Origin of the sequence: Aeromonas sp., from assembly GCF_051657805.1 — a bacterium.
GTDB lineage: Bacteria > Pseudomonadota > Gammaproteobacteria > Enterobacterales > Aeromonadaceae > Aeromonas.
The window spans coordinates 154,394-180,189 of the sequence record NZ_JBOFLJ010000003.1; the positions used below are offsets into that span (position 1 = coordinate 154,394).

General features: G+C 64.7%; 19 protein-coding genes. 11 read left to right on the top strand and 8 right to left on the bottom strand.

Features of this window, described 5'->3' with window-relative positions; translation table 11 throughout:
- Positions 1–258 precede the first annotated feature (258 nt).
- Positions 259–1,158, top strand: a complete 900-nt coding sequence (locus tag ACRCYW_RS01050) for a serine hydrolase (protein WP_438548337.1) — start codon at positions 259–261, stop codon at positions 1,156–1,158.
- A 289-nt stretch (positions 1,159–1,447) separates the two neighbouring features.
- Positions 1,448–2,701 (top strand): D-amino acid dehydrogenase, encoded by a 1,254-nt coding sequence (locus ACRCYW_RS01055; RefSeq protein WP_438548338.1) that lies wholly within the window; start codon positions 1,448–1,450, stop codon positions 2,699–2,701.
- A 116-nt stretch (positions 2,702–2,817) separates the two neighbouring features.
- Here ACRCYW_RS01055 and ACRCYW_RS01060 read toward each other — a convergent pair whose 3' ends face one another.
- Positions 2,818–3,456, bottom strand: coding sequence for a TetR/AcrR family transcriptional regulator (locus ACRCYW_RS01060; protein ID WP_438548584.1), 639 nt, complete (start codon positions 3,454–3,456; stop codon positions 2,818–2,820).
- A 210-nt stretch (positions 3,457–3,666) separates the two neighbouring features.
- Between ACRCYW_RS01060 and ACRCYW_RS01065 the strand changes: the two genes are divergently transcribed.
- The gene (locus ACRCYW_RS01065; RefSeq protein ID WP_438548339.1) at positions 3,667–5,625 is read left to right on the top strand and encodes an amidohydrolase; all 1,959 of its coding nucleotides are present in this window, start codon (positions 3,667–3,669) and stop codon (positions 5,623–5,625) included.
- Between the two features lie 42 nt (positions 5,626–5,667).
- Here the strand turns inward: ACRCYW_RS01065 and ACRCYW_RS01070 are convergent, their stop codons facing one another.
- Positions 5,668–6,792, bottom strand: a complete 1,125-nt coding sequence (locus ACRCYW_RS01070; RefSeq protein WP_438548340.1) for an HPP family protein — start codon at positions 6,790–6,792, stop codon at positions 5,668–5,670.
- Positions 6,793–6,967: 175 nt separating this feature from the next.
- On the opposite strand from ACRCYW_RS01070, the gene ACRCYW_RS01075 reads away from it, so the two are divergent.
- Entirely contained in the window at positions 6,968–8,089 is a 1,122-nt protein-coding gene (locus tag ACRCYW_RS01075) for a glycosyltransferase family 9 protein (RefSeq protein ID WP_438548341.1), read from the top strand.
- Between the two features lie 80 nt (positions 8,090–8,169).
- On the opposite strand, the gene metE is transcribed toward ACRCYW_RS01075, so the two are convergent.
- Entirely contained in the window at positions 8,170–10,434 is a 2,265-nt protein-coding gene (gene metE, locus ACRCYW_RS01080; protein WP_438548342.1) for a 5-methyltetrahydropteroyltriglutamate--homocysteine S-methyltransferase, read from the bottom strand.
- Between the two features lie 215 nt (positions 10,435–10,649).
- Between metE and ACRCYW_RS01085 the strand changes: the two genes are divergently transcribed.
- Positions 10,650–11,582 carry a LysR substrate-binding domain-containing protein gene (locus ACRCYW_RS01085; RefSeq protein ID WP_438548343.1) on the top strand — a complete coding sequence of 311 codons (933 nt, stop codon included), beginning with the start codon at positions 10,650–10,652 and terminating at the stop codon, positions 11,580–11,582.
- 184 nt (positions 11,583–11,766) lie between these two features.
- Here the strand turns inward: ACRCYW_RS01085 and ACRCYW_RS01090 are convergent, their stop codons facing one another.
- Both ACRCYW_RS01090 and ACRCYW_RS01095 read right to left on the bottom strand, forming a co-directional pair.
- Entirely contained in the window at positions 11,767–12,555 is a 789-nt protein-coding gene (locus tag ACRCYW_RS01090; RefSeq protein WP_438548585.1) for a siderophore ferric iron reductase, read from the bottom strand.
- Between the two features lie 95 nt (positions 12,556–12,650).
- Positions 12,651–14,792 carry a TonB-dependent siderophore receptor gene (locus ACRCYW_RS01095; protein ID WP_438548344.1) on the bottom strand — a complete coding sequence of 714 codons (2,142 nt, stop codon included), beginning with the start codon at positions 14,790–14,792 and terminating at the stop codon, positions 12,651–12,653.
- A 431-nt stretch (positions 14,793–15,223) separates the two neighbouring features.
- On the opposite strand from ACRCYW_RS01095, the gene ACRCYW_RS01100 reads away from it, so the two are divergent.
- Entirely contained in the window at positions 15,224–16,744 is a 1,521-nt protein-coding gene (locus tag ACRCYW_RS01100; protein WP_438548345.1) for a sensor domain-containing diguanylate cyclase, read from the top strand.
- A complete protein-coding gene (locus tag ACRCYW_RS01105) occupies positions 16,734–18,257 on the top strand; it encodes an EAL domain-containing protein (protein ID WP_438548346.1) in 1,524 nt (507 codons plus the stop codon). The genes ACRCYW_RS01100 and ACRCYW_RS01105 overlap by 11 nt, the downstream gene beginning before the upstream one ends.
- Here the strand turns inward: ACRCYW_RS01105 and ACRCYW_RS01110 are convergent.
- On the bottom strand, positions 18,254–19,180 hold the full coding sequence (locus ACRCYW_RS01110) for a helix-turn-helix domain-containing protein (RefSeq protein ID WP_438548347.1): 927 nt from the start codon (positions 19,178–19,180) through the stop codon (positions 18,254–18,256). The genes ACRCYW_RS01105 and ACRCYW_RS01110 overlap by 4 nt on opposite strands.
- A gap of 232 nt (positions 19,181–19,412) precedes the next feature.
- On the opposite strand from ACRCYW_RS01110, the gene ACRCYW_RS01115 reads away from it, so the two are divergent.
- A complete protein-coding gene (locus ACRCYW_RS01115) occupies positions 19,413–20,153 on the top strand; it encodes an SDR family oxidoreductase (RefSeq protein ID WP_438548348.1) in 741 nt (246 codons plus the stop codon).
- Positions 20,154–20,372: 219 nt separating this feature from the next.
- On the opposite strand, the gene ACRCYW_RS01120 is transcribed toward ACRCYW_RS01115, so the two are convergent.
- A complete protein-coding gene (locus tag ACRCYW_RS01120; RefSeq protein WP_438548349.1) occupies positions 20,373–21,248 on the bottom strand; it encodes a LysR family transcriptional regulator in 876 nt (291 codons plus the stop codon).
- 100 nt (positions 21,249–21,348) lie between these two features.
- Between ACRCYW_RS01120 and ACRCYW_RS01125 the strand changes: the two genes are divergently transcribed.
- From ACRCYW_RS01125 to ACRCYW_RS01135, 3 genes are all read left to right on the top strand, one after another.
- Positions 21,349–21,987 (top strand): NAD(P)-dependent oxidoreductase, encoded by a 639-nt coding sequence (locus tag ACRCYW_RS01125; protein ID WP_438548350.1) that lies wholly within the window; start codon positions 21,349–21,351, stop codon positions 21,985–21,987.
- A 402-nt stretch (positions 21,988–22,389) separates the two neighbouring features.
- Positions 22,390–23,433, top strand: a complete 1,044-nt coding sequence (locus ACRCYW_RS01130; RefSeq protein ID WP_438548351.1) for an isopenicillin N synthase family dioxygenase — start codon at positions 22,390–22,392, stop codon at positions 23,431–23,433.
- A gap of 115 nt (positions 23,434–23,548) precedes the next feature.
- A complete protein-coding gene (locus tag ACRCYW_RS01135; RefSeq protein ID WP_438548352.1) occupies positions 23,549–24,712 on the top strand; it encodes a trans-sulfuration enzyme family protein in 1,164 nt (387 codons plus the stop codon).
- Positions 24,713–24,856: 144 nt separating this feature from the next.
- Here the strand turns inward: ACRCYW_RS01135 and folD are convergent, their stop codons facing one another.
- A complete protein-coding gene (gene folD, locus ACRCYW_RS01140) occupies positions 24,857–25,714 on the bottom strand; it encodes a bifunctional methylenetetrahydrofolate dehydrogenase/methenyltetrahydrofolate cyclohydrolase FolD (protein ID WP_438548353.1) in 858 nt (285 codons plus the stop codon).
- Positions 25,715–25,796: the final 82 nt, after the last annotated feature.

Here is a 25,796-nt window from a genome sequence, read left to right on the forward strand (position 1 = left end):
CGACGAAGTGTGTGAAAAGAGTGGCAAGGGCGGGCAATTACAGGCATAAAGTGCGCCACCTGGGTTCATCTTGACGATGTTGACGGCCACAACACCCCCTGTTCTGCGGCTGACATCGTCATTAGCCGCCCTTGAGGTGATTGCAAGGCCACTCACCTCATAAAATGAAAATTTTGGAACTTTTGACGTTGTTAAGCGTCAGTTCCCGTCATATAACTTAGCCAAATAACCTCGTTTGTCGTACGGTAGAGCCTCATCATGAACATGCGCCCTTTTCTCAAACTGCTGCTCGGTGCCTTCCTCCTTCCCGTCAGCATGCACGGTGCCCACGCCGCTCCCAGCAAGAGTTTCCTCGAACCCCGTAACAATCTCGTTCTCAGTTCCGATGCTTTCGTGGTCGCCAATCCACGCACCGGCGAGATCTTGTCCGAGCGCAACGCCAACCGGGTCATGCCCATCGCCTCCATCACCAAGCTGATGACGGCGCTGGTGGTACTGGACGGCAACCAGCGCCTCAACGATACCCTGACCGTCACCATGGATGATGTGGACAGACTCAAGGGCACGGGGTCACGCCTCGCGGTCGGCTCGCGCCTGAGCCGGGCCGACATGCTGCACATCGCCCTGATGTCGTCGGAGAACCGGGCCGCCTCCGCCCTCGGTCGCCATTACCCCGGCGGTCGCCGCGCCTTTATCGAGGCGATGAACGCCAAGGCCCGCATGCTCGGCATGTGGAGCACCCATTTTGCCGACAGCACCGGGCTCAATCCGCGCAATGTCTCCAGCGCCCACGACCTGGCCAAGCTGGTGGCGGCGGCTTCCACCTATCCCCTCATCCGCCAGTACACCTCCACCGATCAACGCCTGATCCGCAACGGCAAGCGCCAGATGCACTATCGCAACTCCAACAGCCTGGTACGCGAAGGAAGCTGGCCCATCATGGTCTCCAAGACGGGTTATATCCGCGAGGCGGGTCGCTGCCTGGTGATGGAGACCAAGGTCAGCCAGGAGCCGGTGATCATGGTGCTGCTCCATGCCGATACCCCGGGTGCCCGGGTGGCCGACGCCAAGCGCATCAAGAGCTGGCTGGAGAGTTCCGGGCGCATGAGCCTCACCGCCCAGTCCACGCCCCCCGCCAAGCTCTTCTCGGCGCAATGAGCGAAGATCCCCAAAACCGCAGGCCTGCCCTGCGGTTTTTGTTTGTGCCGTGTTTCCTCCTCCCCTGACAAGCCCGCAGCCCCCTCCTTTTCTCGTAGCCTGAAATGTCAATCCAATGTCACTGAACCTCATCAAACACTGGCTTTGGATGTTAATACGGTGATAAATCACATTTTCAAGGCAACGGATTTGCCGATCCCGCTGCCGATGATACCGTGATCTCCATTGCCCCGGCCTCAGGCCGGGAAGGCGTGAATCCCGCGCAAGCGGTCATAACAAGGACGATGTGATGAAGATAGTGGTAATGGGTGGGGGAGTCATCGGGGTGACCAGCGCCTGGTATCTGGCCAAGGCGGGCCATCAGGTGACCCTGCTGGAGCGCCGAAGCGGGGTAGCGCTTGAAACCAGCCACGCCAACGCGGGGCAGATCTCCCCGGGTTACGCCTCCCCCTGGGCGGCCCCCGGCATTCCCCTCAAGGCGGCGAAATGGCTGCTGCAAAAACATGCTCCCTTCACGGTGCGCCCCACCTCGGATCCCTTCCAGCTTCGCTGGATGCTGCAGATGTTTGCCAACTGCACCCCCACCGCCTACGCCACCAACAAGGGGCGCATGGTGCGCCTCGCCGAATACAGCCGCGACTGCATGAAGGCGCTGCGAGATGAGCTGACGCTCGATTATGAGGGGCGCCAACTCGGCACCCTACAGCTGTTTCGAAGCCAGGCTCAGCTGGACGCCAGCAAGCGGGACATCGAGGTGCTGGCTGAATACGGCGTCCCCTACGAGGCGCTGGATGCCGCCGGCTGCGAGCAGGCCGAACCCGCCCTGGCACGGGTACGCGGCAAGATAGCGGGGGGCCTGCGCCTGCCCGGGGACGAGACCGGCGACTGCTACCGCTTCACCCATGGATTGGCGGCAGAGGCCAGACGCCTCGGGGTGGAGTTCGTCTTCGACTGCGCCATCGACGAGATCGAGCTGACCGACGGCCGCGCCGTGGCGGTGCGGGCCGGTGAGCGGCGCTGGCAGGCCGATGCCATCATCTGTGCGCTGGGCAGCTATGGCACCGGCTTCCTGCGCCCCCTCGGCCTCGCCCTGCCCGTCTACCCGGTCAAGGGCTACTCCCTCACCCTGCCGATGGTCAATCCTGACGCAGCCCCACGCAGCACAGTGCTGGACGAAACCTACAAGGTCGCCATCACCCGCTTCGATGAGCGGATCCGGGTCGGCGGCATGGCGGAGCTCAGCGGCTTCAACCTCGCGCTCAACCCCAGGCGCCACGACACCCTGGCCATGGTGGTACGGGATCTCTTCCCCGATGGCGGCGATCTCCCCCGTGCCGAGTTCTGGACCGGGCTGCGCCCCATGACGCCGGACGGTACGCCCCTGGTGGGGCAGAGCCCCATCCCTGGGCTCTGGCTCAACACGGGTCACGGCACCCTGGGCTGGACCATGGCGGCGGGCTCGGGCCAGCTGCTGGCGGATCTCATCAGCGGCAGCGCCCCCGCCATCAGCGACGAGGGGTTGACCCTGGCACGCTACGGCTAGGGGCCGAGCCTAGCCTCAAGACAGAGAGGGAGTGCCTGGCACTCCCTCTCTGTTTTTGGTCAAGCCTTTGTCCTTCATCACAGGTCTTGGCGCTGGATGACCTGACTCGCACGGGATCAGCCCGATGTCAGGCCGGGGAGGACGCACCAGACAAGGGACGGATCCGGCTCCGCGATGGCGGCACCGATCAGTTGCTCACACCAGCGCCTGTGAAGTTGCCACATCAGCACACCCGGCTCCCCCTGCCCCTTGGTGCACTGCTTGGCCACGTCCGTCGTCCGATAGAAGTAGCGCACCAGGGTGATAAGTTCGGGCTCGGGCCAGCGGCAACCGAAGTGGCGCAGCCGCTCCGACCAGAAGGCTATCTGGCCCCGCTCGTGCTCCTGCTCCACCCCGTGCAGGGCGGGGATGAGATCCATCGCCTGCCAGAGCGCCCCGTAGCCGACGAAGCGCTCGTCCAGGGCCGTCAGGGCCTCGTCCAGCATCTGCAGGGTCTGGGGCCAGCTCAGGGCCTGCTCGCGGATCGCCTCCTGCGCCTCGCACACCGCCGCCAACCAGTCCATGGCGAGGCGGCAGATGATCGCCTCCTTGTTGGGATAGAGGTGATAGAGCGACTTGATGCCTACCCCGGCCCGCTCGGCGATGGCATTGGTGTTGAGCGCCGCGAACCCCTGCTCCTGCAGCAGCGCCATGGTGGCCTGCTCGATACGGCTCGCCGCCTCCAGGCTGCGCTGCTGCCTCGGCTGGCGCCGCATGCAGAGCTCGCTCGGCAATAGATGTTCCATCAAGACTTCTCCGCTGTCAGGCCGACTCGCCCTCACTGCTCGCCATAACTACATGATGTGATGAGGTAAACACAAGCCAAAAAAAGTGCAGCAATCACTGGCATTTATCAGAATAGCTGCAATAAACAAGGGTGCTCATATATGCAGTAAATACTGCAATTAACCCAAGGAGAGCACGCTATGGATAGCAAACAACTAAGGCTGGGCCCCCTGCCCCGCCTGATGGGCACCCTGCTGCTGGGCACCCTGCTCGGCGGTTGCCAGCAGGAGAACAGCAGCACACCCCAGACCCCGAACACCCTCTACCTCAACGGCAAGATCCACACCCAGGACGGGCAAGGCAGTCAGGCCGAGGCCATGGTGGTGCAGGGCGGCAAGTTCGTCTACGTGGGCTCCCGTGACGGTGCCGAGGCCTATCAGAACAAGGGCACCCAGGTGGTGGATCTGCGGGGTCGCATGGTGCTGCCGGGCCTGCACGACAACCACATCCATCTGCTCGGCACGGTCGCACTCGACATGTGCGATCTCGACGGCCAGAGCGTCGATCTGGACGAGCTTGCCGCCAGCGTCAGGGAGTGTTTGCCCCGCTACGCCCCCAAGCCCGGGGAGTGGCTGGTGGTCAACCAGTGGTCCCCCTATGATGGCAACACCCCGACCGCCACCCATGCCACCCTGCTGGCGGCGCTCGATGCGGCGGCGCCGGACAACCCGGTAATGCTGGCCGGAGTCGACGGTCACGCCAGCGCCTACAACTCCCGGGCCCTGGCCCTGGCGGCAGACCAGGACGGCAACACGGTCGGCTTCAACGGCGCCAGCCTGGCACCGGGAGGCGTGTTCGAGGCCTTCATCCCCTATGTGGATCTCGCCAGCGGCGTCATCCGCGACGGGGCCCGCAGCGCCATCCCCGTGCCCGACACCGACGTGCTGAGCGCGAGCGACGATCAGGCCGCCGCCCAGTACGACAAGATCCTGCCCGCCATCTCGGAGCTGATGGCGTCGCGCGGCATCACCGGCATTCAGGACGCCTGCGCCACCGATTTCATTCGCCAGCGGCTGCGAAACATGCAGGGGCAGGATCTGCTGCACATGCGGGTCACCGCCGCCACCTGCTTCCATGCCGAGGATTATGCCGGCCCCCTGGATCTGGGGGCTCGCCTCGCCAAGGCTCGCGAAGTCAGGGAGTCTTTCGCAGACAATCCCCTCATCAAGGCCGATGCGGTCAAGATCTTTCTCGACGGCGTGATCGAGGGGGATCCCTTCACCGATCCTGTCTTCCTGCCCAACGCCGGCATGCTGGAGAATTACCACAGACCCCACCTCGCCATGGACACCGGCAGCGGCGCGGTGACCATCACAGCCGACAGCGAGGATGCGGGCAGCAACGGCATCGTCAACTACAGCGATGGGGATCTGAAGCGCTACGTGGGCGCCCTGGACAAGGAGGGATTCAGCATTCACATGCACAGCATCGGCGATCGCAGCACCCGGATGGGACTGGATGCGCTGAGCGCGGCCCGCGCCAGCAACGGTGAGCACGGCATTCCCCACACCCTGGCCCACCTTCAGGTGGTTCACCCGGACGATCAGAAACGCCTCGGGGAGCTCGGACTCTATCTCACCTTCACCTACGCCTGGACCACGCCCCAGCTCGCCTACGACATGCTGGTGACCCCCTTCATCCAGCCCACCAGGGCGGGTCAGCCGTTGAGCGAGGCCCTCTACGATCCCCTCGGCTACCTGCACGAAGCCCTCTACCCGGTGGAGAGTTCGCGCAAGGCGGGCGCCGTGCTGGTGGCAGGCAGCGATGCGCCTGTGGACAGCCGGGATCCCCGCCCGTTCGAGAACATGGCCGCCGGCATCATCAAGGCCGCCGGCAGTGGTGACGAATACCGCGCTAGCCAGCGCATCTCCCTCACCGAGATGCTGGCCGCCTACACCATCAACGGCGCCAGGGCGGTGCGTCAGGGGGAGATCACCGGCTCCATCGAGGTGGGCAAGTCGGCGGACTTCATCGTGCTGGACAGGGACCTCTACGCCCTGATCCATGCCGGCACCCCGGAGAAGATCGCCGAGACCCGGGTCGAACGCACCGTGTTTCAGGGGGAGACCGTCTACACAACCCCAGACGTGACCCCTTGAGTCGACGTTAGCCACAAAAAAGGCCCCGCAAGGGGCCTGTTTTTATCTGTCGATGAGCGGGGGAGCCTCCTCGTCCGCCCATACCGGCCGTAGCGCCAGGTTGAACAGGGCGGCCACCATATCCGACTGGGTCAGGATCCCCACCAGCCGCTCCCCCTCCAGCACCGGCATATGGTGCAGGCCGCCATCGGAGAAGGCCGTCACCAGATCATGGAGCGGCTGATGGCTCTGGGCCGTGCGTACAGCACTGGTCATCAACGCCGCCACCCTCTGGGTCTCCAACGCCTGCAGGCCGCGGGGCTGCTGCTCCTTGTCGATCATGAGGTCATGCAGGGTGAGGATCCCCACCAATCGTTCCCCTTCCACCACGGGCAGCGCCTTGATCCTGTGGTGGGAGAGCAATTGCCAGGCCGCCATGGCCGGCTCGTCCGGCGAGGTCACCACCAGATCTTTCGACATCACGTCCAGGCAGCGCACGGTGCCGACCCGCTCGCGCAGGGCGTGCAACTGCGCCTCTTGCAGCAGCGCCTGCAGATCCTGGCGGCTGATATCGAGCAGCTCCCCGTGCTGCTTGAGGGCGAAATCGATGTCGGTGGCGCTGGCGAGGCGGGCGCTCGGCTGGGGATCCGCGGTCTGGTGGAGGTTGGGGGCGACCTTGGCGCCGTTGGGGTAGCGACGCCCCAACAAGCGGTTGTAGCACAAGCCCAGAACCAGCAGCAGGGATGAGTTGATGAGCACGGGCAGGAGCACATAGCCCAGCCCCAGTTGGCGGATACCTTCCCCCCCGATGACGGCGGTCAGAGCCACGGCGCCGCCGGGGGGATGCAGGCTGCGGGTCAGGAACATGGCGCCTATGGCCAGCGTCACCGCCAAGGCCGAGGCAAGGGCCGGATCCGGCACCAGGGCGGCGCTGGCCACCCCCATCAGGGCAGAGACCCCGTTGCCCACCAGGATGGACCAGGGCTGGGCCAGGGGGCTTGCCGGCGCGGCGAACAACAGGACGGCGGAGGCCCCCATGGGGGCTATCAGCCAATGCGCCTCTATCCCGAGCGCCCATCGACAGAGCAGACCCGTCCCGCACAAGCCGATGAAGGCCCCCAGGGCCCCCACCACACACTCTCTGAGACCGGTATTGGTCGATACCGGCAAAAAATCCCTGAACTTCATCCTGCTCCCGCGGCGATAAGGTTTATTTCAAATGCGCAATATTAACGACTTCCCCCTCCCCATTGCCAGCACGGCTGGTTGCCAGGAAAAACCCTTTCAACGGGCTGCGGCCTTAATTCCCCCTTAATGCTCCCCCGTCACCCTGAGCGCATCCTCACTCACGGAGTCACTCCACATGAGCACCCTCAGAGATGCCCTGCGTCGCTTCGACGGCCGGCGACGTTGCTGGACACAAGGGCTTGAACGCGCCTTCCTCGCCTGGCTTGCCCGCCGGGGCAAGCTGCCCGGCCCCCAGCCGGCGGCACGCCGGATCCTCGTCATCCGCAGCACCAACCGCATCGGCAACAACCTGTTCCTGCTGCCCTTCTTGCACGCCCTGCGCAGTGCCCACCCCAAGGCCGAGATCGAGCTGGTATGCAGCGGCGGTCCCCTGCTCCCCTTCTTCGCCCAGTGCCGGCTCCAGCGTCTTCACTTGCTGCGCCTGCAGGGCAAGCATCTGCTGACGGCCCTGCCGGCGCTCTGGCGCCTGCGCCGTCAGCACTACGACAGGGTCTATGTGCCGTTTGCCTCCAGCACGGATCATCTGATCGCCGCCTGGGTGCGGGGGGCCGAGAAGTTGGGTTTCGACGATGCCAATGGAGATCTGCTCTTTGAACAGCCCCTGGCCCCCGACGACAGCCGTCACTACGCCCACCAACCGCTGCAACTGCTCGGCAGGCAGGCCAGCCTGGCGGACCCCATAGTGCTGGGAGGGGCGCCAGGTCCCAGCGCCCCTCTCACGGCCCTTGCCGAGGCCTATCCGGGCCGCCCCTTCGTGGGCTTTTTCACCGGCGCCCGCAAGGGCAAGGGGCTCTCCCAGTCCCAGTGGCAGCGCCTGCTCTGGGACTTGCGCCGCCACTGTCCGGACGCCCTGCTGATCCAGCTCACCGACCCGGCCGATCCCATGCCCGCACTCGGGGACTGCCAGCTCGCCCTGCCGAACCTCGTCGAGCTGGTGCGCTTCACCCAGGATCTGCGGCTCTTCATCAGCGCCGACACGGGCCCGCTCCATCTGGCGGCCGCCAGCGGCGTGCCCTGCCTCGGCCTCTTCACCCAGACAAACCCCGAGCGCTACGGCTGCCTCGGGCCCCGACACCGCAATCAGGTGATCGGGGATCGCAATGCCATTCCCCTCGACCCGCCCTGGCTAGGCGCCACCCTGGCGCAGGCCCCGGCGCCACGCCCTTGGGTAGCAACTCCCAGTCCATCCCCGCAGATCCCCCCCTTGCTGCACCTGACCGGCGCCCATGGCGGATAAAAAAAGAGGGAAGGCTCGCGCCTTCCCTCCTTCGTTATTTCCGTATTCTCTCCTCACGCTCAGCCCCGTGATGGGCTTGCTCAGGCCAGCTCGGCACGCAGCGCCTTGGTCGCCTCCACCATCACCTTGAGGGCGGCTGTGGTCTCTTCCCAGCCGCGGGTCTTGAGGCCGCAATCCGGGTTGACCCAGAGCCGCTCGGCCGGGATCTGTTTGGCCGCCTTGCGGATCAGCTCCTCGATCCAGACCTGGCTCGGCACGTTCGGCGAGTGGATGTCGTAGACGCCGGGGCCGATCTCGTTCGGGTAGTTGAAGCGCTCGAACGCCTCGAGCAACTGCATCTGGCTGCGGCTGGTCTCTATGGTGATGACGTCCGCATCGAGCGCCGCCACCGCCTCTATGATGAGGTTGAAGTCGCTGTAACACATGTGGGTGTGGATCTGGGTGCTGTCCACCACAGGGCTCGCGCTCAGGCGGAAGGCACGTACCGCCCAATCCAGATACGCCTGATGATCCTGCTTGCGAAGGGGCAGCCCCTCGCGGATGGCCGGTTCGTCGATCTGGATGATCTTGATGCCGGCGGCTTCGAGATCCGCCACCTCGTCGCGAATGGCCAGGCCAATTTGCAGGGCGGACTGCTCGCGGCTCACGTCTTCCCGCGGGAAGGACCAACAGAGGATGGTGACCGGGCCGGTCAGCATGCCCTTGACCGGCTTGTCGGTCAGGCTCTGGGCAAACTTAGTCCATTCGAGTGTCATGGGGGTCGGCCGGTCGATGTCACGGGTGATCACCGGCGGCTTGACGCAGCGGGAGCCATAGCTCTGCACCCAGCCGAAACGGGTGATGGCAAAGCCGTCCAGCAGCTCACCGAAGTACTCCACCATGTCGTTGCGCTCGGCCTCGCCGTGCACCAGCACATCCAGCCCGATGGCTTCCTGACGTTCGATCGCATCCTTGATCTGGGCCTGAATGCCCGCCTCGTAGGCACCATCGCCGATACGGCCGGCACGCCACTCCTGTCGCAGCGCCCGGATCTCGGCGGTCTGCGGGAAGGAGCCTATGGTGGTGGTGGGCAGGAGCGGCAGCTTGAGATCCGTACGCTGCACCTCGGCCCGCACCGGGTAAGCGTTCTGGCGATCGAAGTCGCTGTTGGTGAGGCTGGCGAGCCGTGACTGCACCGCCTTCTTGTGCACCCGGCTGTCGGACTCCCGATCGACGATGGGCTGGCTGTAGGCCGCTATCTTGTCGAGATCCCCACCATTGAGATATTCAGCGAGCAGCCCCAACTCGTAGCACTTCTGCAGGGCGAAGGCGAACCAGCTGCGGGTCTGGGCGTCCAACTCGTGCTCCAGCGTCAAATCTACCGGGCTGTGCAGCAGGGAGCAGGAGGAGCCCACCCAGAGCCGTTCGCCGAGCTTGGCCTTCAGTGCCTTCAGGGTCGGTGCCAGCTTGCCCAGGTTGGCACGCCAGACGTTGCGGCCGTTGATGACGCCGGCGGAGAGTACCCACTGGGCCGGCAGATGGGGCACCAGGGACTCCAGCTGCTCCGGGGCGGCCACCAGATCCAGGTGCAGGCCGTCCACCTTCAGGCTGGTGATGATGTCGCGCTGATGGGCCACGGAGCCGAAATAGGTGGTGAGCAGCAGCTTGCAGGGGCCCACCAGGCGCTCATAGGCCTTGAGATAGGCCAGGCGCCACTCGTCCGGCAGATCCAGGGTCAGGGCCGGCTCATCGATCTGCACCCACTCGACGCCTTTGGACGCCAACTTGGCCAGGATCTCCTGGTAGACGACCAGCAGACGATCCAGCAATTCGAGACGGGAGAAGCCGCTCTCTTTCTCCTTGCCTAGCCACAGATAGGAGACGGGGCCGAGCAGCGCCGCCTTGACCGGGAGCCCCAGGGCCTTGGCCTCTTCCACCTCGTCAAACAGCTGGCTCCAGCCCAGTTTGAAGCGCTGATCCCGGCTGAACTCGGGCACCAGGTAGTGGTAGTTGGTGTTGAACCACTTGGTCATCTCGGCGGCGGCGGCGCTGGGGCCGGTCGGTGCGCGGCCACGGGCCACCCGGAACAGGGTGTCGAGATCGGTGTCGCCATGACGGTGACGCTCAGGCACGGCATCCACCAGCAGGCTGGTGCCGAGCACCTGATCGTACCAGGCGAAATCGCCGACCGGCAGCAGGCTGACCCCGGCGGTGCGCTGGGCCTGCCAGTGGCGCTCACGCAGGCCCTTGCCCACGGCGATGAGTTCTGCCTGGCTGGTCTCCCCACGCCAGTAGGATTCGAGGGCAAATTTCAGCTCGCGCTTGGCGCCGATACGGGGGAAACCGAGAGTGTGTGCGCAGGTCATAGGTCCAATTCCTTATGCTCGTTCATCTGATGGGAAACTGGATGGTTTGGCCATCCAGATGTTTACACATCTAGAATGTCGAGATAAGGTGGCCTTGGCTATTGAATCCTCTTCAACTGGCTCTCAAGAAATCCTCAACTGACGCAAGGCCCGGGGTCGCGTCAGATGAGGGGGACGTCAGCGCCGCTGCAACCCACACGACAAGGAGTTCTGCCATGGGTGTGCCCAATCCCACCAGCAATCTGAACATCGACATCAGGCATCTGAAGACCATCAGTGCGCTGGCCGAACAGGGCTCACTGGCCGGGGCGGCCCTGAGCCTGAGTCTCACCCAGTCCGCCCTCTCCCATCAGCTCAAGGAGTTGGAGACTCGCCTCAACCTCGAGCTTTACCTGCGCAAGAGCCGCCCCCTGGTGCTGACGGCGGCGGGTCAGCAGTTGCTGGCCCTGGCCCGTCAGGTGCTGCCCGCCCTGGCCCAGACCGAGAAGCAGTTGCAGGCCCTGCACAGCGGGGATGCGGGCAGGCTGCATCTGGCCCTGGATTGCCACAGCTGCATCCAGTGGCTGCTGCCGCTGTTGCCGGATTTTCGCCGCCAGTGGCCCGGGGTGGATCTGGAGGTAGAGTCCGTGCCCGGCTTCGATACCATAGGAGCCCTGCTCGGCGGCCAGCTCGATCTGCTGCTCATCTCGGATGTGCATACCCGCGGGGATCTCCACTTCGAGCCGCTCTTCTCCTTCGAACTGACACTGGTGATGGCCCCTGACAGCAGGCTATGCCACAAGACCAAGATAGAGCCGATAGATCTGCTGCAGGAAGTGCTGCTGGTCTACCCGGTGGAGCGGGCCCGCATGGACGTGTTCAGCCGCTTCCTGCAGCCGGCCGGGGTTGAACCCGCCCGCTGCAAGACGGTGGACAACACCTCCGTCATGCTGCAGATGGCCGCCGCCGGGCTCGGGGTCGCCGCCCTGCCCCGCTGGGCCAGCGATGAGTTCGTGCGCCAAGGGTTGCTCGAGGCCAGACCCCTGGGCCAGGGGATCCGCCGCCATATGTATGGCGCCGTGCGCGCCGCCGACAAGGATCAGGCCTGCCTGCAGAGCCTGTTCGAGCGTATCCGCACCAAGATGGGGGCGAGCCAAACCAGCGTATAAACAACCCGGAGGGTCGCGGACCCCCTGGGCCCAGACCCGCGCGCCTCCGCTCGGCCATACGAAGCCAGGCCAGCAGGCCCTATCGACGGCGCCCCTGCCAGAGACGCCGTTCCCCCAATAAAAAAGCCGCCCCTATGGGGCGGCTTTCACATATCGTCATCAACCCCGGGGCGAACCTCGGCCATCAATCCTCATCACAACTCAGGGCGCCCTGCCGGCGCGGGCAGTTGCCACAGAGCTCGCCGTCCCGGCGCTTGTAGTGCAGGCAGCAGCGCTGGCGCACATAGCCGGGGACAACCTCCACCCCTGGTGATGCTTGCAGCGAGTTCCAGCCCGCCAGGTGCTCGCTCGGCAAGCCGCAGGCGGCGAGCCAGAGCGGCGCATGGGCCGCCACCTCCTCCCGGCTGATCTCGCCGAAGAAGTCAGACACCCGCACCAGGGCCGCCAGCAGATCGTCCGCCAACAGCGGGCGGATGAAGCCTGGCCTCAGCCGCTGCACGCCCCCCATCAGCTCGAACAGCTGCTGCCAGTGGGTGCGCAGCCGAGTGCCCGCCGCCGCGATCAAGACCTCCCGCTCCCCGGTGATCATGGGTTCCACCGGCAAGGTGAAACCGGACACCAGCCCGGCCTGATACCCCTGCCCCAGCCTGTCCAGGGCCGGCACGGCGCCGACCCGATAGACGGCGACCATGGCGAGGTAGATGGATTGCCAGCAGAGCATGCCCCAGCTGCGGGTCAGCCAATAGGCCGGGCCCGCCTCCGGGTAGGCCTGGCGCCAATATTCGTGCAGCGCCCGAGCCAGCTCGGGGGCCGGCTGGCGAGTGCCGCTCGCCACCAGCAGCGACGTCTCCCCGGCCACCGGCTCCCCCTTGAGGGAGGCGATGAGGGACGAGGCGGCGGCGCACAGGGCCTGATGATCCGCCAGATGACGGGCCCGGGTCCGGGCCGCCAAGCTGCCAAGGCCCTCGCCCATGGGCATGCCGCCCTGCCCATGGGCTGGCACGGTACCGGGCTCGCGGGAGGGCGAACCCGGGCGGGATAAGCCCGGCCGCGGGCCGGGACGCAGGGTTAGAATGCGTATTTGAGTCTCGCCTCCAGGTTGCGCTCGGCGCCAAACCAGCAGTTGTTCTGGTCGTAGCAGGAGTAGTAGGTCTTGTTAAAGAGGTTGATGGCGCTAAGCGACGCCTGAACCCCTTTCAGGCTCTGGCTCAGCTCGGCCAGATCGTAGGCCGCCGACATGTCCATCAGGAGATAATCCGGCACCGTGTCCGTGTTGGCGGCATCGAGCTGGGCTTCACCCACGTAGCGCAGGCCGGCGCCGATGCGCATGCCCTGCAGGCTGCCGCCACCATGGTAGTTGCTCCACAAGGACGCCATCTGCTTGGGCACCCAGACCGGGGTCTTGCCCTGCAGATCCGTAGTGTCGCGGGTGATCTCCATGTCCTGGCGGGTGTAGCTCAGGGCCAGATCCAGGTTGCTGGTGAGATCCATCCGCCCCTCCAGCTCTATGCCCTTGGAGACGATCTCGCCGGTCTGCAGCTTGGGCCCGTAGATGTTGTCCGGATCCGTCACCAGGGCGTTCTCCTTGGTGATATGGAAGGCGGCAACGGTGAAGGTCTTGCTCATGTCCTCGGAGAGGAACTTGACACCCCCCTCCCACTGTTGGCCGGTGGAGGGGTCGAACGCCTTGCCGTTCTTGTCCGCCCCAGGCACAGGTTCGAAGCTCTCGGCGTAACTCACATAGGGAGAGAAGCCATAGTCCAGCTCGTACAGGGCGCCGAGACGGAAGGAGAGGTTGTCCTGATCGATCTTCGCAAGAGACTCGCTGGCCGCTCCCTGGTAGAGGGTATGGCTGTCGGTGTCCATCCGGTAGCTGTCGTAGCGGGCGCCGCCGATGGCCACCAACCTGTCCAGGCGCACCTGATCCTGCAGATAGACCCCGGTCTGGGACTGACGAATGACCTTGCGATCCTCATAGGAGAAATTCAGGGCACTCGGCACTATCTGGTTGTGGTTCGGGTTGAACATGTCGATGCTGGGGGCGGAGTAGTCGAGGGTGTCCCGATAGAGGATGTGGGCATCCAGATACTGGTAGTCCACCCCGAGCAGCAGGTTGTGCTGGGCGTTGCCAGTCTGCACCTTGCCCGCCAGCTGGTTGTCGATGACGAAACCGCGGGAATCCTCATCCGTCAGGTAGGCGTTGCGCGCCACGGTGCGATTGTCCGCCGCCAGGGGCGCGTTATAGGTGTTGCGCTGATAGGCGGAGGCATCCATGTAGCGGGCATTTTGCAGCACCTGCCAGTTGTCGTTGAATTCGTGGCTCAGCTTGTAGCCCAGCAGGGTCACGTCCCGGTTGTACTCGTTCCAGTTCTCGTCGCCGAGGAAGCTGTCGCTGCCAAGCTGCCCCAAGGGGTTGCTCTTGACCGAGCCGCTGGCCGGTACAGTCGTGTAGATGCCCGCCTCCGGATCCTTCTGGTAATAGAGGTTCAGGTTCAGCAGGGTGCGCTCACCGAGCTGCCAGTCCAGCGAGGGGGCGAACACGTAGCGTTCCTCCTCCGAGGTCACCGCCTGACCGTCCTTCTGGCGGGCCAGCCCCACCACCCGGTAGACGAGCCGCTCGTTGATGGCCCCCGTGCTGTCCAGGGTCATCTCTTTCAAGGCACCCGTGCCCGTGGCCAGGCTCACGCTGTGTTTGGCGTCCCGCTGGGGGCGTTTGGCGATGAGGTTGACCATGCCCCCCGGCGGCATGCTGCCGTAGAGCACGGAAGTCGGCCCCTTGAACACCTCCAGCTGCTCGATGGCCACCGGATCTATCTGGGGTTGCAGGTTCCACTCGTTGTACTGCAGCAGCAGGCCGTCGTAGAAGTTCTGGTAGTTGTCGAAGCCGCGGATATTGAACAGGTCCAGCCGATTGACGGCGCCACCCCGCAGCTCGGTGTTGACCCCGGGCACATAGCGCAGGGCCTCGCTCACCGAGCTGACGCCGCGCTGCTCCAGGGTCTCGCCGTCCACCACAGAGATGGCCTGGGGCGTCTCTATGGGGTCGAGCTGGGTCTTGGTCGCGGTGTTGCGATAGGTCTGGCCCAGCACGGTCAGGGTCTCGTCGGCCACCGGCTCGGTCGAGCTCTGGGGGGCGGCCAGGGCTGAGCCTGCCAAGAGGGCGGAGATGGTCGCGGCGACCACGGTCAATGGGGGGTGAACAAGTTGCATCTGATCCTCGACTGCCAACTGCATGTGAATAGTAACAAATCTCATTTGCATTTTATTGTTCTATTTCGCCCCTGAATTAACAATTTGGGGCATGTTGGCGGGAAAACCGGGGAGTGCCAGGGATGTTGGGCGTCATCTGGCATCGAATGGACGGCGGCGGTCAGGGGCGGAGGGAGAGGGGGATCCTCGGGAGACTCGGTGGCACATATGTGGCCAATCTCGCCAAAACCAGCATAGGCCAATGTAGAAGCTGGAAAATGCAGCATAAAAGAGAGGGGAAGGCCTGATTGTCAGGATCAGGTTTAGAGCAATGACTCTTTTTTCACCAGTTCACTTGATCCGGGTCAAGCCCTGTTGACAGGGATGACGATAGACTCCCTCCCCCCAAAATCAGCCCTATTCGAGACGATACAAGGCCACCAGACAGCGCCATGAACAACATCATCAGCAAAGACCTGAACTGCAATACCCAGCTCAATATCTCCTTTGGCGTGATCATGCTGACCCTGATCGCCAGCATGGCGACCGTCAGCTGCATCATCAAGCGCTCGGCCGAGCAGGAGTACCACGGGATGGCGGCCATGTTCGTCCACAACATGGCGACCCAGTTTATCGAGCAGCAGTTCAAGCCGCTGGAGTACATCCTCAACGAGACCAGCAACTTCATCGACGAGCCAAGGCTGGAGGGGTTCCTGAACGAGGAGCAGTCCTCGCTTCGCACCGTGCTGATACAAACGTTGTCCATCAATCCCAATATCACCAGCATCGTCGCCTCCGATCTCCGCGGCCACTTCAATACCGTCCCCTTCCTGGCGGTCGCCGCCGATTTCGATGCCACCACGCGCCCCTGGTACAGGTCTTCCACCTCCCGCAGCCTGTTCGTCAACTACAGCGATCACTACACCAATGCGCAGACCGGGCAGCAGACCGTCTCCTTCTCCCAGCTCATCGTCAGCAAGGATGGCTACCCCCTCGGCACCCTGGCCATGGATCTCAATCTCGAGCACCTGAGCTATCCGCTGCGCCAGTTGAAGAGCCCCATCAAGGGGGAGTTCTACGTGGTGGACAGGGCCGGCGATATCCTGCTCCATTCGGATGTGAGCAACCTGTTTCGCCACAGCATAGATCCCGCCCTCATCGGCAAGATGACCAACGGGGAAGATCACCTCCATGACCCGCAGACCCGGACCCATCTCTACTACTACTCCTTCTCCAACCCGGACTGGTTCGTCATCTACACCGTCAGCGACGAGGACTTCAAGAGCGCCAGCCGGGCCGATGCCTACCTGCTGCTCATCGTGATCCCGGTCTGTCTGCTGATCTGCCTGCTGTGCTGGGGTTCCCTGCGCAACTCCTACAACAAGATGATCATCCAGATCGTCGCCATGATGCGGGTCGGTCGCATCGATCTGGACAAGCCCGACAACCTGCTGCGCCAGGAGATCCAGCATGGTCACGATCAGATGCAGGAGGCCATCACCGCCTCCACCACGGATGCTCTCACCGGTTTGTTCAATCGCCGCAGCTTCGATCAGGATCTCAGGGCCTGCGTCGACAACGGCCAGCCCTTCTTCCTCGGCATCGTCGATCTGGACAACTTCAAGGCCATCAACGACCAGCGGGGCCACCTGATGGGGGATACTGTGCTACAGACCGTCGCCCAGGAGGGGATGCTGGTGGCGGGCAAGCGGGCAAACCTCTACCGCTATGGGGGCGAGGAGCTGGCCATCCTCATACCGGGGCATAACAAGGAGTCGGCCACCACCCTGCTGGAGCGCTGGCGCCAGCGGGTGGCAACCCGCCAATGGCGTGAGAGCGACATGGTGGTGACCTTCTCCGCCGGGCTAGGCCAGTGGCGACAAGAGTCCATCACCCGGCTCATCGAGAAGGTGGATCAGGCGCTTTACGAGGCCAAGCACAATGGCAAGGATCGGATACATCATGCCGACTGAGACCCTGGCACAGCGGCTGCGCCTCGCCGGCCTGCTCGGCGTCGGCCTGCTGATCGCGCTGACCCTCCTGAACCTGATGCAGGCGGCCGCCGGCCTTCGCAAGGATAACGAGCGCAGTCTGCACCATGCCGAGGCGATGATCGATGGGGCCATCGACGACAGCCAGACCCTGCTCGATGCGGCGAGCCCGCTGATCGGGCGGGCCTGCAAGGAGAACACCCTGGCGCTGCGGGATCTCATCATCGCCTCCCCTTACGCAAGGGCGCTCTATGTGCTGGAAGGCAATCGGTTGCTCTGCACCACCCTGCACCGCCCCCTGCAGGAGCAGAACCTGCCCCACTATCTCTTCGGCAAGCAGGATCTGATCCTGGCGAGCCACAGCCCCATCACGGGCCAGACCGCCATCCTCTATCGCAAGCAGGTCGGCGGGCGCACCCTGCTGGCCGAGCTGGACGGCTTTCACATCTTCGGCGCCCTGCGGGCGGTCAAGGGGGAGGAGAACCTCTTCTTCATCCTGGGAGACAAGGCCCTCGACGGTTATGGCCGCACCCAGAGCGCCGCCCCCTTGCTGGCGGACAGGGGCAACCTGATCGTCAACCTCTCCGACGAGCACCCCTATCGGCTGGTGGCCCTCAACGGCTACCGGCAGATCCTGGCCTTCGCCTGGGATTACAACCGCGACACCCTGCTGGTCACTCCGGTGCTGGCCCTGCTGCTGGGGCTGCTCACCTTCCATCTGAGCGGCCGGGGCGGCTCACCGCGCCGGGAGCTGGCCCGCGCCCTGGCGGCGCGGGAGTTCGTCCCCTATCTGCAACCCGTGATGGACAGCGACGGCCAGCTGCGTGGCTGCGAGGTGCTGATGCGCTGGCGCCACCCGGAGCAAGGCATGATAGCCCCCAACCAGTTCATTCCCCTGGCGGAAGAGTGCGGCTACATAGTGCCCATGACCCGCCAGTTGATGGAGCAGACCCTTGAGCATCTGCGCACCGTGGCGGACCGGCTGCCGCCGAACTTTCACGTCGCGGTCAATGTGTGTGCCCAGCACTTCAAGAGCCAGGAGATAGTGAGCGAGTGCCGCGCCTTCCTGGACGCCCTGCCGGGCCAGGACATCCGGCTGGTGCTGGAGCTCACCGAGCGGGAGATGCTGGAGTGCGACGAGCAGACCCTGGCCATCTTCGATGCCCTCGACCGCCTGGGGGTGCTGGTGGCTATCGATGACTTCGGCACCGGCCACTCCAGCCTCTCCTACCTGCAGAAGTTTCACGTGGACATCATCAAGATCGATCGCAGCTTCATCATGGGGATCCAGGAGGAGGGCCCCTCCCGTCTCATCGTCGAGAACATCCTGGATCTGGCGCGGCGCATGGAGGTGGCGCTGGTGGCCGAGGGGGTGGAGACCCGGGATCAGGTGGAAATGGTGCGCCGCTACGGCATCGACTATCAGCAGGGATTCTTCTTCGCCAAGCCCCTCCCCCCCGGTGACTTCAGCCGGCACTTCCTCCCCCACCCCTAGGAGGAGGCAGGCTCCTCGCAGGGGGCGATGGGCAACCAGTACTCCATGCGGGCATCGGCCTGCTGGCCGTTGAAGCCGGGACCATAGGACTCCAGTTCGAAGCCGTCCAGCCCCCGGTATCCCGAGTTCGGCAGCCAGTGCAGGATGAACCAGTTGAGGGTCTCGGCCAGCTCGCCGATGGGGCCCACGTGGGTGAGCACGGCATAGCTCTGAGGCGGTACCCGCAGCCGGGTCAGGCCGGAGGGCTGCGGGGCATCCTCCCCCACGGCCAGCCCCGCCCAGTAGGGCAGTCTCGACTCGTTGGCGAGGGAGACATCCACCACCCCCAGCAGCTCGCAGGTGGGATCTGGCTGCCCCTGATGCTGGAAGGCGCGCCAGATGGCGGGCACCGTCTGCTGGAAATCGGGCTCCTCGGCAAACAGTCCCCGGATCTCCCCCCTCACCCCCTGCAACACGAAACCCGGCCGACTCTCCACCCTCACCTGCACCCATTTCGGGCTGCTGGCCAGAGGGATCTGGGCGCGCGCCAGCGGCATGGCGAGCCCCAGCCTCAGTCCCCGCTTGCGATAGGCAGCCGGAGAGCAGCCGAACTGCTGTTTGAAGGCGCGGCTGAAGCTCACCTCGGAGCCAAAGCCATGGCAGAGCGCCAGATCCAGCACCCGCTGCCCCGTCGAGAGCAGCGCCTGCGCCGCCAGACTCAGCCTCAGCTCCCGCACGTATTGCGCCACCGTGAAGCCGGTCTCATGCAGAAAGACCCGCTGCAACTGCCAGCGAGACCAGCAGCTCTGCTCCGCCAGCTGCTCCAGGGAGAGGGGCTCATCCAGATGGGAATGGATATAGTCGAGCACCCGCTCGATGCGGGTGAAATGGGGGCGTGCCGCCGGCAACCGGCCGGGCTGGGTGGAAAACATGGATGCGGTCATGATGGGGTCTCTGCCTGCGAGGCTTCAGCCTCCGTTCAGGGAGTGCACATTAAACATGGCCGCCGCCACGGGGGCAAGGGTCCAGGCGGCGCCATCCCCCGCGGTGCAGGGCCACCCCTTGTCACAAAAGTGACGTCTCTCTCTGCCAGATTGTTTGAAAACAGATCTATCAATTAGTCGACAAACACCATATGGTCTTCAATCGAACCCAAACATTGCAGGGAGAGCAACCATGAAGAGAATCGCCTTGATCACCGGCGCCCGGGGGGGCATCGGCTCCGCCATCACCACGGCCCTGCTGGCGCAGGACTATCGCATCATCGCCACCCACTCCAGCGTCAACGCGGCCGCCGCCCACGACTGGTACGAGGCGCAGGGCTATCACCCCGAGCGAGTGCGGCTGCTGGCACTGGACGTGGCCGACACCGCCATGTGCCGTGAGACCCTGGGCCGGCTGCTGCAGGAGGAGGGCCGCATCGACGTGCTGGTCAACAACGCCGGCATCACCCGGGACGGCGCCTTCAAGCGGATGGCCCCGGAGCAGTGGTTCGAGGTGATCCACACCAACCTGTGCAGCCTCTACAACGTGACCCAGCCGCTGTTCGACGCCATGTGCGAGCAGCGCGATGCCCGCATCATCAACATCTCCTCGGTCAACGGCCAGAAGGGGCAGTTCGGCCAGGTCAACTACTCGGCGGCCAAGGCGGGCATGCTGGGCTTCACCAAGGCGCTGGCGGCGGAGGGGGCCCGCTTCGGGGTCACGGTCAACGCCATCGCTCCCGGCTACACCGCCACCCCCATGGTAGAGGCGATCCGCACCGACATCCTCGACAGCATCAAGGCGGACATCCCCATGCGCCGCCTCGCCAAGCCGGAGGAAATAGCCGCCGCCGTGGCCTTCCTCGCCAGCGAGGCGGGGGCCTATATCACCGGCGAGACCCTGGCCATCAACGGCGGCCTCTATATGAAATAACGCCTGTCTAAGCGGATATGGCGAGAGCGCCCGATGAAATAGCACCAACTCGAATGAATGTGACGAGGGCAGCCAGGCAGGCTGCCCTCTGCATATTGGCTCGATGGACGGCAGTATGGATGAGGGGGTCTGTGACCAGACTTCTTGCCCAAGGCGTCCTGACCATCCCGGCGACCTATGGGCTGATCTGAGCCGAACGGGCCTGCACCGCCCCCTGGACTAGGTGAAGTGGCGGCGCAGGGCCTCGATCACCCGTCGCACCTTCTCCGGGATCTCCCGCTGGGGGGTGATGGCGTGTATCTCCATGGGGGGCACCCGAAAGCCGGGGAGCAGCTCCAGCAGCTGGCCAGAGGCGAGATCCTCGGTGATCTCTCCCTCCGGTTGCAGGGAGATCCCCTGCCCCGCCAGGGTGAACTGGCGCAGGGGCAGCACGTTGTTGCACAGCACCCTGGGCTTGGGCCTCACCTTGTGCCCCTCCCCCCTCTCATCGAACAGGACCAGCCCCCCACTCAGCAGATCCGACGCCAGCCAGTCATGGGCCAACAGATCCTCTGGGGTGCGCGGGTTGCCCCGGCGGGCGAGGTAGGCCGGTGCGGCGCACAGGATCATCCGGGTCTGCCCCAACCTGCGGGCCACCAGGCTCGAATCGGACAGGGTGCCGACCCGCAGCGCCACGTCGATGCGCTCCGCGATCAGATCCCGCTTGCCATCGTCGGCGATGATCTGGATGCACAGGCCCGGGTGGGCCTGTAGCAGCGGCGACAGCGCCCGTGCCAGGGGCTGGCCCGCCATGCCCACCGGGGCCGTGATCCTCACCTCCCCGAGCAGGCTGTCGCGCACCTCGGCCAGACGCAGCTCGGTCTGATCCAGGGTCTGCTGCAGGGACTGGCAACCCTGCCACACCACCTCCCCCGCCTCGGTCAGGTTGAGTCGACGGGTGGAGCGGTGCAGCAGGGTGAGACCGAGCAGGCTCTCCAGCTGACTGATGTGCTGGCTGACGGCGGAGGGAGTCATGCCGAGGGCCTTGGCGGCCCCGGTCATGGTGCCCGCCTCCACCACGGCGGCGAAGATGGCGTAGCGTCTGAGCTGATCCATTATTAAACTCAACTTACAAATGAATGCATTTTATAGTGGATTATTAAATCACATCCGGAGGCGTAGGATGACCCCATTCCAACAGTGAAGGAGAATCCCCATGAAAATTGCCCTGATCGGTGCCAGCGGTTTTGTCGGTGCAGCCATCCTCAACGAAGCGGTCAGCCGTGGTCACAACGTCACCGCCCTGGTGCGTGATGTGAGCAAGATTGCGCCCCATCCCCAGGTCAACGCGGTAGCGGTAGACGCTCAGGATCCCGCCGCGCTCGCCGCCGTGCTCAAGGGACACGATCGGGTGATCAGCGCCTACAACCCGGGTTGGAGCGTGCCGGACATCTATGATCAGTACCTCAAGGGCGCCAGCGCCATCGTCGCTGCGGCCGTGGCGGCCAACAGCTGGCTGCTGGTCATCGGCGGCGCCGGCAGTCTGGAGATAGCCCCCGGCGTGCAGCTGGTGGATACCCCGGACTTCCCGGCCGAGTGGAAGCAGGGGGCCCTGGCCGCCCGCGACGGCCTCACGGCGCTTCGCCGTGAAACCGCCCTTAACTGGCGCTTCGTCTCCCCCCCTGTGTTCCTCGAGCCCGGCGAGAAGCGCGGCGGCTACCGGCTCGGCGGCGATCGGGTGCTGTTTGCCGGTGACAAGCCCGCCGGGATCACGGTCGGCGACCTGGCCGACGGCGTGTTGAACGAGGTGGAGCAACCGGCCCATCTGCGCCAGCGCTTCACCCTGGGTTACTGATCGTCCCCAGCCCTGGCGCCCGGATCAGGGTAGCCATAAACACCATAAAAATGAGGGAGGCTGATGCCTCCCTCCTGGTTTTCATCCTCCAGCAGCAGGTTTCTCTACCCGTTTTCCCCCTGCCAGCCAGAGCGTCCGGCGCAAGGCTCACACAGGGGCGAGCCGCGCCTATCCTGGCCTCAGGGCCATTCAAGCCATCCATACCCGAACTTAAAGCGAATTCTATTTCGATTTTTGTATATAACTAAGAATAATTCGTTGTTTTGCCGTTATAACTCCGAACCTTAGTATCACCTCAACCCGTGGTTAACCGCACGGTTCTGGTCACCCGGCCAGCGGCGGCCCACCTCGTCATCCGAACGCGGGACCAGCCCCCGCACCCGACCGTCTGAGGAGATACACATGGAAAACGTATCATTGCCCATCATCGATCTCGCCGCCCTGAGCGGCGCCCCCGATACCCGTCGCCAGATGCTGGCAAGGCTCGGCCAGGCGGCGCGGGAGGTGGGGTTCTTCTACCTGGTCGGCCATGATCTGCGCCAGGAGGAGCAGCGGGAGATGCTGGCACTGGCGGCCCGCTTCTTCGCCCTGCCGGAGCAGGAGAAGCGGGCGGTGCAGATGGTCCACTCCCCCCATTTTCGCGGCTACAACCAGGTGGGTGCCGAGCTCACCCGTGCGCGGCCGGATCTGCGGGAGCAGTTCGACATCATGGGGGAAGAGACGGCGCTCCCCGGGGCGGCACTCCACCAACCCTGGCAGCGGCTCATCGGCCCCAACCAGTGGCCAACGGCCCTGCCCGAGATGAAGGACGCGCTGCTGGCCTGGCAGGCACGGCTCACCGGCATCACCTTGCGCCTGCTCGACGCCTTCACCGAGGCGCTGGCACAGCCGCAGGGGGTATTCGATGAGAGCATTCGCGGCGCCCCCTATCAGCACATGAAGCTCATCCACTACCCGGGACAGGCCGAAGGCGGCAGCGGTCAGGGGGTGGGCGCCCACAAGGATCCGGGCTACCTGACCCTGGTGATGCAGGACGATCAATCCGGCCTGGAAGTGGAGATGGCGAACGGCTGGATCTCCGCCCCGCCCCTGCCGGGGGCCCTGGTGGTCAACATCGGCGAGCTGCTGGAGCTCGCCTCCAATGGCTACCTGAAAGCGACCCTGCATCGGGTGAAGAGCCCACCCCCCGGGGTCTCGCGCCTCTCCCTCGCCTTCTTCATGGCGGCGAGGCTGGACGCCACAGTGCCGCTGCTGTCGCTCTCCCCCGAGCTGGCGGCCGAGGCGCAGGGCCCAGAGAGCGATCCGACCAACCCCCTCTTCTATCAGGTGGGAGAGAACGTATTGAAAGGCAGGCTGCGCTCCCACCCGGACGTGGCGGCCCGCCACTATGGCGCCGCCCAAGCGGCCACACGGGGTGCAGCCAACCCCCTGCCCGAGCCGGCATGAACAGACGGGGATGGCCGCCGGAGCCATCCCGTTTTAGGGAAGGAACGCCCTTCCCCCGCCACAATAAACAGATCAAGCAGATGGCCAGCCAGCCTGGCAATGACGGAGAAAAACAATGAAATTCAAGACCATGAGCGTGCACAGCGGCCAGCGTATCGATCCCCAGACCGGCGCACTCACCACACCCCTCTACCAGAGCAGCACCTTCAGCTACTTCAATGCCCAGGCGGGCAAGGAGCGCTTCGCCGGCCAGGCCCCGGGCTTTATCTACAGCCGCTTCGGCAACCCCACCACGGCGGAGCTGGAGCAAAAGCTCGCGGCCCTGGAAGGCGCCGACGAGGCCCTGGTGGTGGCGAGCGGCATGGCGGCGGTGAGCGCCATCATGTATGCCCTGGCGGACAGCGGCGACGAGGTGGCCTATATCGGCCCCCTCTACGGCGGCACCGATGCCTTCCTCAAACAGACCTTCAGCCGCGCCGGCATCAAGGTCACCGCCTATGAGAGCGATCAGGATCTGCTGGCTAACATCAGCCCCGCCACCAAGGTGGTACTGTTCGAGACGCTGACCAACCCCACCCTCAAGGTGGTGGATCCCAGGGTCGTGGTGGAGGCGGCCCGCAAGGTGGGCGCCATCAGCGTCTGTGACAACACCTTCCTCACCCCCTATCTGCTGCGCCCCCTGGAGCTTGGCATCGACATCGTCATGCACAGCGGCACCAAGTACCTCGGTGGTCACGGCGATATCATCGCCGGGGTGGTGGCAGGCTCCCACGCCCTGATGAAGTCCATCCGCACCGTGGCCCTCAAGCACATCGGCTCCCCCATAGGGCCGCAGGAGGCCTATCTGCTGCAGCGCGGGGTCAAGACCCTGCCCCTGCGCATGGACGCCCATCTGCACAACGCCCAGAAGGTGGCCGACTTCCTCGCCGCCCATCCGGCGGTGAAGAAGGTGATCTACCCGGGGCTGACGAGCCACCCGGGCCACGACGCCCTCGGCGCCTTCGCCGGCGGCTTCGGCGGCATGGTGAGCATTGAGCTGGAGGGGGGCTTTGAGCGCTGCGCCACCCTGCTCGACAACCTGCAGCTGTTCGTGCAGGCGGTGAGCCTGGGGGATCTCGAGAGCCTGGCCTGCCATCCGGCCAGCACCACCCACGCCGCCATGGACGAGGCGAGCCGTCTCGCCGCCGGGGTCAACGACGACCTCATTCGCTTCAGCATAGGGGTGGAGGACGCGGACGATCTCATCGCCGATCTGGCGGCGGCACTGGCACTGATCTGATGCGGCGCTGACGCAGCGCCAGCTCCCGCCGGCTCGACGCGAGGACTGCCGTGCCGGAACACATAAAAACAGAGAGGGAAGGCATCGCCTTCCCTCTTTCTTTTATGCTGCCTGATAACGCCGTGGCGATAGAGTGCGCCGCACTCAGGCGTCGTGGTAATCCTGGCAGGCGATCAGGGTATTCTCCATCAGGCTGGCCACCGTCATGGGACCGACGCCCCCCGGCACCGGCGTGATGAAGGCCGCGTGGCTGCGGGCCGTTTCGAACTCCACGTCCCCCACCAGGGAGCCGTCCGCCAGGCGGTTGATGCCCACATCGATCACCAGGGCGCCGGGTTTGACCCACTCCCCCGGAATGAAGTTCGGCTTGCCCACCGCCACCACCAGCAGGTCCGCGCGGCGTACCTGGGCCTCCAGATCCTGGGTGAAGCGGTGACAGGTGGTGGTGGTGCAGCCCGCCAGCAGCAGCTCAAGCATCATGGGACGACCGACGATGTTGGAGGCGCCGACCACCACCGCATGCAGGCCATGGGTCTTGACCCCTGTGGTCTCGATCAGCGTCATGATCCCCTTGGGGGTGCAGGGGCGCAGGGCCGGAATGCGCTGGGCCAGGCGGCCGATGTTATAGGGGTGGAAGCCATCCACATCCTTGTCGGGGCGGATGCGCTCCAGCACCTGGGTCGCGTCGCAGTGGGCCGGCAGGGGCAACTGCACCAGGATGCCGTCCACCTCGGGATCGGCGTTGAGCCGGTCGATCAGGGCCAGCAACTCTGCCTGGCTCGCATTGGCACTCAAGTCGTAGGAGCGGGAGACGAAGCCCACCTCTTCACAGGCACGACGCTTGCTGCCCACATAGACCTGGGACGCCGGATCCATTCCCACCAGAACCACCGCCAGCCCGGGAGCACGTTTTCCCTCGGCCAGGCGCTGCTGGACTTGTTTGGCGACCTGATTGCGAATCGTTTGCGCAACCTGTTTTCCATCAATGATTTTGGCAGACATCGGTTCTCACTCATCCTGTGTTCAACTGTGCGCATTGTCGCATTTTTTTGGCGCGGGTGTTAGCGGCTCTCGCAGGGCGGGC